13 protein-coding genes are annotated in these 13829 nt (G+C 59.2%); 2 read left to right on the top strand and 11 right to left on the bottom strand.

Going from position 1 to position 13829, the window contains the following annotated elements; translation table 11 throughout:
* Positions 1 to 5 precede the first annotated feature (5 nt).
* From ACIQJ2_RS05880 to ACIQJ2_RS05830, 11 genes are all read right to left on the bottom strand, one after another.
* Positions 6 to 722, bottom strand: a complete 717-nt coding sequence (locus ACIQJ2_RS05880) for an SDR family oxidoreductase (protein WP_400667773.1) — start codon at positions 720 to 722, stop codon at positions 6 to 8.
* On the bottom strand, positions 703 to 2358 hold the full coding sequence (locus tag ACIQJ2_RS05875) for an amino acid ABC transporter permease (RefSeq protein WP_400667771.1): 1656 nt from the start codon (positions 2356 to 2358) through the stop codon (positions 703 to 705). The genes ACIQJ2_RS05880 and ACIQJ2_RS05875 overlap by 20 nt, the downstream gene beginning before the upstream one ends.
* 66 nt (positions 2359 to 2424) lie before the next feature.
* Positions 2425 to 3171, bottom strand: coding sequence for a transporter substrate-binding domain-containing protein (locus ACIQJ2_RS05870; protein WP_400667769.1), 747 nt, complete (start codon positions 3169 to 3171; stop codon positions 2425 to 2427).
* 282 nt (positions 3172 to 3453) lie between these two features.
* On the bottom strand, positions 3454 to 4488 hold the full coding sequence (locus ACIQJ2_RS05865) for a LacI family DNA-binding transcriptional regulator (protein ID WP_400746467.1): 1035 nt from the start codon (positions 4486 to 4488) through the stop codon (positions 3454 to 3456).
* A 13-nt stretch (positions 4489 to 4501) separates the two neighbouring features.
* Entirely contained in the window at positions 4502 to 6205 is a 1704-nt protein-coding gene (locus ACIQJ2_RS05860; protein ID WP_400675414.1) for an amylo-alpha-1,6-glucosidase, read from the bottom strand.
* 2 nt (positions 6206 to 6207) lie between these two features.
* Positions 6208 to 7020 carry a carbohydrate ABC transporter permease gene (locus ACIQJ2_RS05855; RefSeq protein ID WP_199150814.1) on the bottom strand — a complete coding sequence of 271 codons (813 nt, stop codon included), beginning with the start codon at positions 7018 to 7020 and terminating at the stop codon, positions 6208 to 6210.
* Complete coding sequence (locus ACIQJ2_RS05850) at positions 7013 to 7963, bottom strand: carbohydrate ABC transporter permease (RefSeq protein ID WP_400675416.1); 951 nt, start codon at positions 7961 to 7963, stop codon at positions 7013 to 7015. The genes ACIQJ2_RS05855 and ACIQJ2_RS05850 overlap by 8 nt, the downstream gene beginning before the upstream one ends.
* Before the next feature lie 20 nt (positions 7964 to 7983).
* Positions 7984 to 9216 carry an ABC transporter substrate-binding protein gene (locus ACIQJ2_RS05845; protein ID WP_400675418.1) on the bottom strand — a complete coding sequence of 411 codons (1233 nt, stop codon included), beginning with the start codon at positions 9214 to 9216 and terminating at the stop codon, positions 7984 to 7986.
* Positions 9217 to 9236: 20 nt separating this feature from the next.
* Positions 9237 to 10382, bottom strand: a complete 1146-nt coding sequence (locus ACIQJ2_RS05840; protein ID WP_400675420.1) for an ABC transporter ATP-binding protein — start codon at positions 10380 to 10382, stop codon at positions 9237 to 9239.
* 460 nt (positions 10383 to 10842) lie between these two features.
* A complete protein-coding gene (locus tag ACIQJ2_RS05835) occupies positions 10843 to 11154 on the bottom strand; it encodes a hypothetical protein (protein ID WP_199150818.1) in 312 nt (103 codons plus the stop codon).
* 83 nt (positions 11155 to 11237) lie between these two features.
* Positions 11238 to 11885, bottom strand: coding sequence for a TetR family transcriptional regulator C-terminal domain-containing protein (locus tag ACIQJ2_RS05830; RefSeq protein WP_199150819.1), 648 nt, complete (start codon positions 11883 to 11885; stop codon positions 11238 to 11240).
* A 98-nt stretch (positions 11886 to 11983) separates the two neighbouring features.
* Between ACIQJ2_RS05830 and ACIQJ2_RS05825 the strand changes: the two genes are divergently transcribed.
* Together ACIQJ2_RS05825 and ACIQJ2_RS05820 are read left to right on the top strand one after the other, a co-directional pair.
* On the top strand, positions 11984 to 13165 hold the full coding sequence (locus ACIQJ2_RS05825) for a saccharopine dehydrogenase family protein (RefSeq protein ID WP_400675423.1): 1182 nt from the start codon (positions 11984 to 11986) through the stop codon (positions 13163 to 13165).
* Between the two features lie 46 nt (positions 13166 to 13211).
* Positions 13212 to 13706, top strand: a complete 495-nt coding sequence (locus ACIQJ2_RS05820; RefSeq protein WP_400675425.1) for a hypothetical protein — start codon at positions 13212 to 13214, stop codon at positions 13704 to 13706.
* Positions 13707 to 13829 lie beyond the last annotated feature (123 nt).

Genomic DNA, 13829 nt, shown 5'->3' with positions numbered 1-13829 from the left:
TTCCCTTACCAAGATATTGTTTTGCCATCGTAGGCGCGGAAACTGCCGGTATCGGCCATCGTCGTCGCGTCGATCAGGTCCTTCAGTCCTCGCGCGCTCCGCTCGATGTCGACGACCGCGTCCGGACCGCCCATGTCGGTGCGGATCCAGCCGGGATGCAGCGATAGGACCGCGATATCCTCGCACCGAAGATCCTGCGCGAGTTTCACCGTCGCCATGTTCAATGCGGCTTTCGAGCAACGATAGGCATAATCGCCGTCGTCGTCGTCCAGCGTCCCCTCCGCGAGCGATCCGGCCCGGCTGCTGATATTGACCAGCACCTTACGTCGCCCGAGGCAAAGATTTTCCCTAAGAGCTTGAGCAATCAGCAACGGCGCCAGCGCGTTGATCCGCATGACCTCCATGAAGTCATCCGTCCGCAGCGACGCGAGCCCGCCAGTGTCGCCGCGAACCGCCGCATTGTTGATCACGATGTCGATCGTCGTGCCCTTGAGCATTTTTCCGAGCGTTTCGATCGACGCCGCATCGTTGACGTCAAGCGGATAGAACAGCATGGAAGCCATCGCCTTCGGCAGCTCCTGACGCGCGCAAGCCAGTACCCGCCAGCCTTCGCCGGCATAGAGTTCCGCGAGCATTCGGCCGAGACCGCGCGAAGCGCCGGTTACCAGAACCGTGCCCGGCCCCTGTATCCGCGACGAACTGTTAGCGGTGCTTGACGTCATATTTCTTCTCGATGAGGCTCACGAAGCTTGCAGCCGCAAGCGTCAGCAGAATGTAGAGAACCGCTGCGGAGTTATAGGGCGCGAAAGGCAGGAAACTTGCCGATTGGAACTCGCGCATGCGCTGGGTGATATCGCGGATCGACAGGATCGACAGAAGCGACGTGTCCTTCAAGATGGCGATGAGTTCGTTGCCAAGCGGCGGAATGATGATGCGGAATGCCTGCGGGATGATAACCAGCCGCGCAGTCTGCCAGCGATTGAGGCCGATGCTTGCCGCAGCCTCTATCTGGCCGACAGGGATCGCATTGATGCCGGAACGGAAAATTTCGGCGAGATAGGCCGAATAGGCAAGAGCCATGGCGACGATGCCGCGCATCAGGTTCGGAGGATCGAATACGCCCTGCGTCGCATCCTTCAAGGCGCCACTCAACGGAAGGCCGACATAGAGAACGATGACCAGCATCGGAATGCCGCGGATCGTATCGACAATGAATTCAGAACCGATCGACAAAGGATGACGGCGATGGAGGAAACCACCGAGGGTCAGGAGGCCGATCACGATGGCGACGACAGAGAAGGTGATGCCCGCTGCGCGATCACGATCGTTCAGTGCCTGGGTACGCCAGATAACCGGCCAGTCGGACGGGACGGATGCCTCCGGCAGCAATGCACCACTGACATCCTGCTTCTTGCCGACGGCCTCGATGGCCTGCGGAGGAGCGACAAAGGTCCTGAGCGGCGTTTCCGCCCTCGGCGCACCCTCGTACTGGCCGAAGCGCACTGCGCTGATCAGACCCGATGGCGTGTTGGTGACGATGCCGATCTTGCCTTCAAGAGTGCCGGCCAGAACGTAGTTGTCACGCGGCTGCAGCAGGAACCAGGTGGAAAGTGCAGCAAGACCAAACGTCATCGCCACAAAAAAGATCAGGCTTGAACGCGTATAGCGCAGCTTCTGCAGGCCGACCCAGATCAGGCCGAGGACCGCAGCCAGAAGATAGGCTGCAATCGCGGCGCGGATCGTGGTCGCGAGACCGGACGCAAAGGCGATATAGGCGAACAGAAAAATGAAGGCGAGGCCGGCGCCGTTGACCGCTCCGAGCAGCCATGCACCTATCCGGCGCACAACACTTTCGGCCGCGACGGCTGCGCGATTGCCGATCGCGAGCAGTGCGAGACCAACCACGAGCAACAAGGCATAAGTTGGCCAGATCCAGGCTTCGATTTGCCGCACGATCACGTCGGCAGCCGGCGTCAACTGACGCGGCGTCACGCCCTTGACGATGAGATCGGACTTGAAGGGATCGACGCTGTTGGCGACCACCGAAGCGATGAAGGGATGGACCATATCGCCCGCCAGGATCGCAGCGGTTGCGATGAGGCCAAGAAGCGTCACGGCAATGGTCAGGCGCGGCCGTGCAACTTTCGCCCGCGACAGGAAAAGAACAGCAATAGCGGATGCGAAAGCGGCCGACAGTAACAGGAAGCCGGGCACGAAAGCCGAGGATCCCGGCTCCACGCCGAGGATGGCCTGCAGCGACCGCAGATAGTCCGGCGAGGACGCAAACAGATAGACGATGAAAGGCAGCGCCGCGAGAATGATCAGATTGCTGGGCCGCACGCTTTTTATGAACAACATTCCGGCCTCCAGCGCCAGATCGAGCAGACGAGGTCGGGAGCGCGGCAGCGCGCTCCCGACAGGAACTTACTTGAGGCCCCAGTACTTGGCGATCAGCTTGTCGAGCGTCCCATCCTTCTTGATCTCCTGCAGGCCCTCATTGAAGGCTGCGAGGTTCTCGTCGCCCTTGCGGAAAACGAGGCCGATCGGATCGGACTGCAGACCCTTGATGGCTGCAACCAACTGGCCGGCGAACTCACGTTCATAGGCGGCGGCGTTGGCGCCATTGATGACGACGCCGTCGACATCCTTGTTCTTGAGCGCGATGATCGCCGCGCTGAAGGTATCGTAAGCAGCAACGTTTTCCTTGCCGACGAGGCCTTCCGCAACCTGCGCATCGGTCGTATTGGCCTGTGCCGAGAGCTTGCGGCCCTGTGCCTTGAACTGCTCGAGCGTGATACCCTGATCTTCTGCGCGCGTCAGGATGACCTGGCTGTTAACAATGTATGGATCGGAAAAGTCCATCGCTTTCTTGCGCTCGTCAGTGATCGACACGCCGGAAGCCACGAGGTCGAAATTGCCCTGATCGAGTGCTGCGAAGATGCCGTCCCAGCCTGTCGTCACGAACTCGGCCTGGCAATGGATCTTGGTGCAGATGGCGTTGACGACATCGACGTCAAAACCGACGATCTGGCCACTCGCCGGATCGATGCTTTCCATCGGCGGAGAGGTCGTGTCCGAACCGATCTTGAGCAGCTTGCCGCCGAGATCCGCGGCCTGGGTGGCGCCTGCAGCCAATATGGCAAATGCAAGCGTCGCGACAAATTTCTTCATTTCTTCCTCCTCAATCGTCGGAACCGCCACCTTGGCAACCCGCGACAAAACCCTAAAGAAGATCCGGCCCCCTCGACGCCATCAGTCAGATCCTCGCTTCACGCCATTTTACCTAGCAAGGAATATAAACGTTTTCAATGCAAAATATAAACGTTTTTATTTCTGCACTGGAGGAGCTGTGCACAAACATCTGCGGGACGAAAACCCGACATGGACGGGTTTCGGATGCCGATTGAAAATGCGGAATACGCCCGGACAGCCCAAAGCATGGCGTCGCATTGATCAGCGCTTTGTTGTGATGCGATCGTCGGAGCGTTCGATGAGCTTGGGCATGATGAGGGCCTGCAGTGCCTGCGGCTTCTCGCCTTCCATGCGCCTGAGGATGTAGCTGCCCAGAAGCTCGCTCGGCTCGTGGATCGGCAGGAAATAGGTGGTGATCGGCGGCGCGAAATACTGGCTGACATTCAGGTCGTCCGTCGCGTTGATCACCGCATCGCGGCCATGCACCAGACCACGCTCGTGAAAGCCGGAGAAGGCGCCGAGCGCCGAGGCTTCGTTGGCGCAGATATAGGCAGTCGGCGGATCGGGCAGACGCGACATGACAAGCACGCTTTCGCGCCCGAACGCCGGCGTCAGCCGGTCATGCGCCACCAGCACCGGATCGAAGGCAAGGCCGGCGACATCGAGCGCCTGCCGATAGGCTAAAAGCCGGGTGATGGCATAGCTCAGATCGGCCATCGGATTGATGAGCGCGATACGGCGATGGCCACGCTCGACCAGCCGCGCCACCGACCGGCGGATCATCTGCTCGTTGTCGGCATCGACGAAGGCATGCGCATCATTGTCGATCGTCGTGCCATAGGTGACGAAGGGAAAATCCGCCGCCTGCATGATGCGGATGCGCGGATCGTCGGCGCGTGTGCCCGAGACGATGATGCCGTCGGCCTTCTTCAGCGAGACGATCTGCCGGATGGTTGCCAGGCTCTCCTCGAAATTGCGCACCGCATAAAGCGAGACGCGATAGGGGCTGTCCTCCAGCGCCCAGGAAATGCCGCTCAAGAGCTGGGCATATTCGACGCCTTCCCATTCCTGCTGCTTCGGCCCGGGTGCCGTCATGATCGCGGCGACCTGATAGGTCTTGCCGGTGCGCAGCTGCACGCCATGCATGTTCAGCTCATAGCCGACGCGCTCGGCAGCGGCAACGACGATCGCCCGCGTCTCCGGCCGCACCTGCGGCGAACTCTTCAGCGCCTTCGACACGGTGGCAATCGAAAGGCCGGTTTCCTGCGCGATGGTCTTGATCGTCGGTCTCTGCATCCGGTCCGGCTCGCTACGACTTCATCTTACTCAGGGAGTTCGCCAGCAGGATATAGACCGCCGACGTCCAGGCGAAGGCCCGGTCGCGCAATCCCATCCCCGACCGGGCGTCGAAGTTCTCGGCCATACCGCTTCTCGCTGCAACTGAACAGAACTTTTCCGCGATACCACACGATAGTTCTCGCTCACCTTGTTTTTGTAGCCCGTCCCAAAGCAGCATAGTGGTCGGCGCCCAGATCGGTCCGCGCCAATAGCCATCGTCTTCGTAGAGCGGACTCGTCGGGCTTTCGGTCGCCGGCCCCCATTCAGTGATGAAGCCGCCGTCGACGAGCCTAGCCACGAGCTTCTGCGCCATATCGCGCGGCAGTCTTTCACCCAAAAGCAGCGGCATGAACTGAATGAGGTTGTGGCCGGGTAGTTCCCTCCCCGGATCATCCGTCAGCCGCGCGCGGAAAGTTTCGCCCGTCCAGAGATCCCGAAACAGCAGCGCTTGCAGCCGATCTGCCTTGGCGCGCCATTCCTGCTGCCGCTGTCGATCGTCTTCCAGCAGCGTTGCGAGCACATCGCAGGCAAGGATCAGGAAAACCGGCAAGTCCGGCGTTATCACGGGACCACCTTCCGCAAAGAAGGTGGAGTTATCCCAGCCGCTATCATTGCCATGGAAGTAGCAGGGTAACGTATCGTCATCGGAGCGCGCGTGACGCAACCAGTAATCGACCTGACGTCCGATCGCGTTTTTCAGATAGGCCTTGCGCTCCGCCGTCAAGAAGCCCGGCTGCGTCGCCTCGATCAACGCGACTGCCCAGCCATGCACGGGCGGCTTGGTAAAGGCAAAGAGCACGTCGCGGTCATTGACGTAGTCGGGCAGTAGACCCGAGGCGTCCTGATGATCGAAGATGACGGCAAACTGGTCGAAGGCGAGAGCAGGATCGACGCCGACGACGCCGAGCGCCGAGAAGGCATTGTCCCAGCTCCAGACATTGATCATATGGTTCTTCGACATATAGATCGCCGGGCGGGTAAGCGCACCACCGGCAGGAACCGTATTTGCCCAGAGCAGGTAGCTTGCAAGCAGATGCGCCTCTTCCTGACCCGCGATGCCAGCAGGCATGTGCCGATGCCATGCCGCAAAATCCGCCTGGGCGCCTGAAGAAGCCTCATCGAAGGTGCCGGGTCGTTCTTCCGGCGGCACTCTCCGGAAGAAATCGACACTGCCTTCGAACACCGTTTCTCCGGAAAAGGTGAAACTGACCTTTTCCGAATGATCGCGCTGCCAGGAGCCGGTGACGTCCAGCGCGCCGAGATCTGCGCGCGGGATGAACTTCACGTTTTCGACGGCCGCAACGAGACAGGGCTCGCCCCTGGGCGTGCGATAGACGTAGTCGTAACGAGACCCTTCGAGATGGAAGCGCACGCCGCCACCAGCTCCGCGAATATGCAGTTGCTCGCCTTGGCCAATGACAAATTCGACCTTGCTGCTATTACCGCGGGCAACCAGCCGCTGCGGAGTCAGCTCGAGAGCCGGCTTTGTCACATTGCCCGACGCGTCCAGGAAATCCATGCGGCACAGCCGCCCGAGAGAGGGCCGCTCGTCGCCGCCGGCGACAAAACGCAGGTAAAGCGCCTGTTCGCCGCTGCCGCCGGGGACCGGCATCATCGACAGGGTCAGAAAGCGCCCTCGGCGGCTGAAGGGGATATGTGCGATATCGAACAGCATGATTATCCCTTGACCGACGACCCGACGGCGCCATCCATGATGTAACGCTGCGCCAGGAAGAAGAGCGCCAGCGGCGGTAGGCAGAGCACCACGGTAATCGCGGCAATCGAGGTCACATCCACCTCATGCAAGCCCTTGAACATCGAGAGGCCGAGCGTCAGCGTGTATTTCGATTGATCGTTGAGGAAGATCAGCGGCCCGAGATAATCGTTCCAGGCATTCATGAAATGGAACGTGCCGACAAGAACGAGCGCCGGCATCATCAACGGCAGGTGAATGCGCCAGTAGATATCGAAGGAATTGGCCCCATCCATACGGGCCGCTTCGTCGATTTCGATCGGCACGGTCATGATGTACTGGCGCAGCAGGAAGACGAAGAAGGCATCGGCGAAATAGGCCGGCACGATCAGCGGTTTTAACGTATTGATCCAACCAAGCAGGTTGAACTCCATATAGAGCGGGATCATCTTCACATCCCACGGGATCATCATCGTGGCCAGCAGCAGGATGAACAGCGGATCCCGACCCGGAAACTTGAAGCGGGCGAAGCCATAGGCGACGAGTGAGCTGGAAATGAGCTGGCCGATGGTCGAAAGCACGACGACGGTTAGCGAATTCTGAAAATAGGTGCCGAAAGGCTGCTTATTCCAGGCAATGGCAAAGTTTTCCCAATGCCATTCCGAGGGCCAGAAGACCGGCGGAAACTGGTAGAGATCGGCCTCACTCTTGATGGCCGTCATGAAGGTCCAAAAAAACGGTGCGATGAAGAGAGCCGATAGCAGGATCAGCGCGGAGTAGAGCAGCGTCTTACGCATGGTTGTCTCCTCCCTTTTCGCGAACCTCGCCCTCGTAGTAGACCCATGCCGCCGACCAGCGCATGACCAGCAGGCTGAGCGCCAGCACGATGAGGAACATCACCCACGAGCCTGCAGCCGCGTAACCCATGTCGAAATATTTGAAGGCGTTGTCGTAGATGTACATGGCGAAGAAGTAGGTTGAGCCCAGTGGGCCACCTTTTGTCAGCAACAGCGCAATCGTCAGCTGCTGGAAGGCGGCGATGATCGAGGTGATGAAGGTGAACAGCAGCATAGGCCCGAGCATCGGCAAGGTGATGAACAGCATCTGCGCCCAGCCGGGAATGCCCGACACAGTCGCAGCCTCATAGAGCTCCTTGGGGATCGCCTTCAGACCCGTCAGCAGGATCAGCATCGTGCCGCCGAAACCCCAGAGGCTGGCGATCAGAATGGCGATGATCGCAAGACCCGGATCACCGAGCCAGTTCGGCCCATCGATGCCTACCAACGACAGCATGAAGTTCAAAAGGCCATACTGCCGGCTATAGATCCAGCTCCAGATCGTCACCAGCGCGACACCGGAGATGACGCTCGGCAGATAGAAAGCGGTGCGAAAGAAACCGCTCCATACCGTGGCGTGATGCAGCAGAAGCGCGATCAGAAACGACATAACGATGTTGAAAGGCACGTAGATCGCGGCGAACTTCACAGTGATCCACAGGCTGTCCCAGAACTGGGGGTCGTCGAAAAGCATCGTGCGATAGTTCTTCAGGCCGACGAATGTACGCGCGCCAACCACCGGCCAATCATAGAAGCTCATGGTCAGCGAGAAGATGAGCGGGCCGAGCGTGAAGAACAGGAACCCCAAGATCCACGGGGAGATGAAGAGATAGGCTGGCCAATGGCTCCGGAGAGCCGATTGCCGTTTCTGCGCTGCCCGTTTTGCGGCGTCTTTGTAGCTCACGTTCACCTCCCGCTTCCGTCTTACTTCAGGAACCGCTGCGAACGCTTGACGGCATCATCGAGATGCTGCTTGGCATTGCCCTGGTCGATCATTGTCGCTTCGATCGCGCGGGCGAGATTGTCCTGGATCTTGCCCCAGTTCGCATTCTTGAGGAACGCATGCGTCTCCTTGTCGGAGGTCGCGAGAATGTCGAAGAACGGCTTGTAGACCACATCCTTCGTCATGCCCTTGGCTTCGGCAACGCTGGTGCGTACCGGAAGATCGTTGGTGCGCATCGCAACAGCTTCCGTTGAGGAAAAGAACTTCACGAACTCCCAGGCGAGATCCGGATGGGCCGCATCCTTGGCGATCGAGATCGCCGAAACGCCGAGCGCGGAATGGGCCGGTCTGTCGCCGAATTTCGGCAGAGGCGCCACACCATAGTTGAAACCGGCGGAATCGATGCCAGCCTTGGACCACATCGCGCTCTGGAACATGGCAATCTTGCCGCCCTTGAACAGCGTGAGGCCGGTGGTGTCGTCGCCGACATTCAGGGTGACCGCCTCTTCCTTCTTCGCCATGTCGGCGAACATATCAAGCACCTGCGCCGAGGCATCGCTATTCATGTAGCCGTCAATCGTCTTGCCGTCGTCGGAAATGTATTTGGTGCCATTCGACCACAGGAACTGCTCGAAATCATAGGGGTCTGGCTTGGCATCGACGGCAAAGCCATAGATCTTCTTGTCCTTGTCGCGAAATTTCGCGGCCCTGGCACGAAGGTCGTCCCAGGTCCAGCCATCCTTCGGCGCTTCGACATTGGCAACCTTGAACATGTCCTTGTTGTAGAACACGACCTGCGTCGTAAAGCCGGCCGGCATGCCGTAGGTCTTGCCGCCGACGCGGGTGGTATTCATCAATCCCTTGGGGAAATCGTCCGGCTTGATCTCAGCGGCATCGCGCGCAATCAGATCATCGAGAGGCATCAGCGATGTGTAGTATTGCGGAAAGTTCCACATATACATCACGTCGGGCGGGTTGCCGGCGCCGAAGGCCGCCACCAGTTTCTGATCGAAGCCATCGGCATAGGGCTCGACCTGCACCTTTACGCCCGGATGCGTCTCTTCGAATTTGCTGGCGATCTTCTGCTCGATCGCCAGGCTTTCTCCCGAATCCCAGGTGGCGAACCGCAGCACCTGATCCGCCCGCGCCGCCGAGGCACCGGCAAGCGTCAAAGCGATCAGCGAACCCATAAAGATATTTGCACTCTTCTTCATTCCTCTACTCCCATTTCGGGTCAGGCGACCCGCTTCCCCTTTTCATGATCGACAAGAGCCTGCGTCTCGGCATCAAGGCGGCGGCGCACCGCATTCCCCTCCGCGTCGAACAGGTAGCAATGCTGCGGCGGCAGCCGCAGATGGACCGTTTCGCCATTGGCGACCGGATGAGTGCCACGCACCACCGCCGTCATCGCACGACCGTCTTCCAGGCTGATATGCACATGACTTTCAGTGCCCAGCCGCTCGACGAGACGAACGGTTCCGCCGATATCGCCTTCGCCGGGATTGACGATCTCGATCTTGTCCGGCCGGATGCCGAGCGTGAACTTGCCGTTTGTGCGGCTCGCCGGCTGATCGGCTTCGAAGGTCAGCGGCCGCATCAGACCACCGCCCGACAGAGTGATGCCGGAGCCTTCAGCGGATGCCCCGAGCACATCGAAGAAATTCATGCGCGGCGAACCGATGAAGCCGGCAACGAAGAGATTGGCGGGCTGGTAGAAGAGTTCGAGCGGCGTGCCGAACTGGCTGACCTTGCCCTTGTCCAGAACGACGACACGGTTCGACAATGTCATCGCTTCGACCTGATCATGCGTGACATAGATCATGGTCGTGCCGAGGCGGGCATGCAGCGCCGCAAGCTCGACACGCATCGTCACGCGAAGGCCTGCGTCGAGATTGGATAGCGGTTCATCGAGCAGGAAAAGCTTCGGCTCACGCACGATGGCACGGCCGATGGCAACGCGCTGGCGCTGGCCGCCGGACAGCTGGCGCGGCTTTCGAGCCAGCAGCTCTCTGATGCGCAGGATCTCGGCGACATTGTCCACGCGGCGATCGATCTCAGCACGCTTCATGCCGTTGAGCGCGAGACCGAAGGAGAGGTTCCGGCGGACGTTCATATGCGGGTAAAGCGCATAGTTCTGGAATACCATGGCGATATCGCGCTTGGCCGAAGGCTCATGCGTGATATCGCGCTCGCCGAGACGGATGGTGCCGCCATCGAGCTTTTCGAGGCCCGCAATCGACCGCAGCAATGTGCTCTTGCCGCAGCCGGAGGGACCAAGGAAGCAGACGAACTCCCCATCGGATATGTCGAGGTCGATGCCCTTGAGCACCTCCAGCGAACCAAAGCCCTTGCGGAGATTATCGATACGAATGGGTGCCAACGGTTCCTCCCTGTCGGCGATGCAGGCATCTTGTTAAACGTTTATATCAAAATAAAAACGTTTAACTTCTTTGTAAAGAGCATGGATGCACTTTATGTGCGGACATGTCGGAAAGCGTGGGAATGCCTCGGCGGCCATCTTCGAACGACGAAATACAACCGAGCTTTATCGAGATGCGACCGGAAGGAAACAACCGAAGCAGCGTCGCTGAAATGAGGGATGGGAGCACCTAGCCTGATTGCAACAAGGCGCATTGCAGCCTTCCGTCCGGAATGCGTAGAAAAACCGCAGGAGGGGGTATTTTGCGATACGAAGAAAGGTAGAAGCGCTCTAAAAAGAAAGCGTCGCGGGACGGACCACGATATCTTAGGCAGGCTGCCTACGCAGCCCACCTTTCCCATCGTCAACTGCCAGCCAGGAAGATCCTACGGACGTCGCAACAACGGCCGCGCTGCTTGCTTTACTTGCCCAACCAATGAAACTCTTCGATCGAAGCCTTGCCCGTCTTCTTATCGTATAGGCAGATCATATTGACGTTCTGAACCTTTGATTTGCCCTTGCCGATCGATCCCTTGAGAAGGATGGCGACCTTCCCAACGGAATCGTCGAATACGACCGGCGCACTGGCCTCCGGCGTATTCATGCGCGACTGACCGATGCATGTCCCGTTTGCCTTTGCAAACAATGCCTTCCAAGCCTCATCGCTAGACGCACTTGCGCTATAGGCAGTTGCCAACATCAAGGTGGCGGCAATCACTATTCTCTTCATCATGACGTCTCATCCCAACCGTGAATCGCCCTTTGCGAGCACTCTCGTTGTGATCAACCCAGCCGGCGAAAACAAGGCGAAATGCCCTATTGATCAACAGAAGCGGTTGCAACCCAGGGCAACCGTGTCAGGTGCGCGCGCACCAATCCATGCTGGCGCGCCGAGACGAATAATCGCGGGGAAATGAGCGCCTGAATACCGATGCCATCTATGAGGCAGAAGAGCAGCGCCGCCTCTTCATCGGCATCGATCGGCTCGGAGAAGGCACCCGCCTCCGAGAGCGAAACCAATCTCTTCGACCAGTGATCTCGTATTCCTTCATAGAGAAGGTGATGGCGGCGATGCTGCTCGGGTCGACTGAGCGAAGCAGCGGTAAAATTGATCCAGACCTTCCACAACTGCCTGTTGTCGAGACTATCGGGAAGCGCACTCGATACCTCGGCAGCAAACTGATCGAGGGTCAGCACGCCGGTTGCGCCCTCGCCTGAACTCTCCACCGCATTGATGATCGACTGAAGGGCAAAGTCCAGAATGGCGTCCTTATCGCGGAAATAGTGCGTCAAGACCCCGGTCGAGCAGCCGATCTCCTGTGCGATTCCTCGCATGGACGCACGATCGAGGCCATCGCGAGCAATAACCGCAAGAGTCGCCTGCGCAACTTCTTCACGCCTCGCGTCGGAGGCATCTCTCTTTCCGCTGCGGGAACTATCGATCTTCTGATTCTTCTTCGGCATGGCGTCAGAATAGCCGAATGCCGGACAGGGGCACAACGGAAAAAGCATTGACAACATAACAACTGTTGTGATTTTTAAAGTCAGCTTTCAAGGAGATCATGGTGCGTGTGCTTATATTGGGTGGGGCGGGTGAAATGGGGCGCATCGCCGCCACCGAGGCAGCTTCCTACGAGTTTGTGGAGCGGGTCACTGTTGCCGACGTAAAGTACGGTGCGGCGGTGGCGATCGCCCAGACCATAGGCCCGAGGGCCGAGGCGGCTTATTGTGACGTCACCGACTTCCGCGCTCTGCGGCATCTGATGGCGGCACACGATGTCGTTCTCAACACGGTGGGGCCGTTTTACAGGTTTGGCTTGCCAATTCTCCAAGCCGCAATCGCCGCCGGCAGAAACTACGCCGACATTTGCGATGATTGGGAGCCGACGCTCCAGATGCTCGATCTGAATGCCGCGGCCCGATCGAACGGCGTCACCGCGATCATCGGTATCGGCGCGAGCCCCGGTGTCACGAATCTCCTGGCGATGACGGCGGCGTCATCGCTCGATCGGGTCGACGAGATCCTGACCGGCTGGTCCATCGATATTGACGAGGAAACTTACCCGGAAACCGAGGGCCAGTCGGGATCATGCGATGTACCGAATGCCGCCAACGTCCATTGGCTGCAGCAGCTGACGGGCAAGATCCGCCAGCAGCAAGGCGGTAAGCTTCAGGATGTGCCGCCGCTTCAGCACCGCGATATCCAATATCCCGGGCTTGGCGCGATGAGCGTCTGGACCGTCGGCCATCCGGAGGCCGTGACCTTGCCTCGCATGTTCCCGGGGCTTGTTTCCTGCGCCAATGTGATGATTGGCGAGGATGAGGATTTTCGCGAGCTGAGATCATTGGCGAAGCTCGTTGATACCGGCATTTTGTCACGCGAAAGAGCGGCCAGATATTTTGAAGAGGGCTCCAGCCGTCCAAGGCCGATCGCGAACGCAGCGATACCGTCCCGACCACAGCTGTTTGCCTGGGCAAAGGGCATCCATGACGGCCGGGAAATCATAGCCGGCGCCCATCTTTGCACGCTGCCCTCCGGGAGCATGGGCGGAGCAACAAGTATTCCGCTGGCCCTCACCCTGCCCTTTTTCGCAGCGGGCTTTAGCGGTCGCTCCGGCGTATTCACGCCCGAGGAAATTCTGGAGCCGGCGGTTTTCCTTGACGAGCTCTCGCGCCGTTGCACCGATCCGTTGGGCAACAGGACGTCTCTCGTTGTCCACGCGCGGGAATATGTGGAACTTTAACGTCGATCCGTGTCGCAACGCTCGGGCCTTAGGAGGCAGCAACATTTTGCATCAGAGAACATCCGGCGATGAGCCAATCACAATAGAGATGACGCAGGCCGATCAGATCATCGTGACAATGGTCGCGACCATTGGTGGCGCAATTCTGCTGTTCTTGTTGCCGAAAGGCGCCGTTTGGGCACTCGCCAACCTGCCTTGGGTGCCATGGGACGGCCCTCTCAAGCTGCTCATCGCCGGCGAGCAAATGGTGACCAGATGGGGTGTCGCTGCGATCGGCGGAGTGCTTGGCTTCCTAGCCGGCGTACTCCTCATTCATGACGAACCGACCCTCACCATATCCAGTTCGGAACTCCTAGTGTGCAAGGGCGATAAGCGTCACCGTTTTGCCCGCGCCCAGGTGGGCGCGGTTGGAATCATCAACAAGCATTTGGTCATACGCGACCATTCGAACGTGGAATTGCTCTATGTGAAGATCGATCAACGCAACAGGGTCGAGGCTGCTTTGCGCGCCGGAGACTGGCCGCAACTGCATGGCAGATAGGCGGATGGTGGAAAGCGGCATCAGCAAACGAACGAAGGAAGCATGACCGTCGTTCGAAACAAACCGCATGCGTCGTTTCGTCGATCGCTGGGGCAACGCCCGACCGGCCCGACGGCCCTCGCA

It is taken from the genome of Rhizobium sp. NPDC092011, assembly GCF_044756305.1.
GTDB lineage: Bacteria > Pseudomonadota > Alphaproteobacteria > Rhizobiales > Rhizobiaceae > Rhizobium.
Note: the sequence above shows the minus strand (reverse complement) of the source record. Positions and strands in the feature narration are given on the sequence as shown.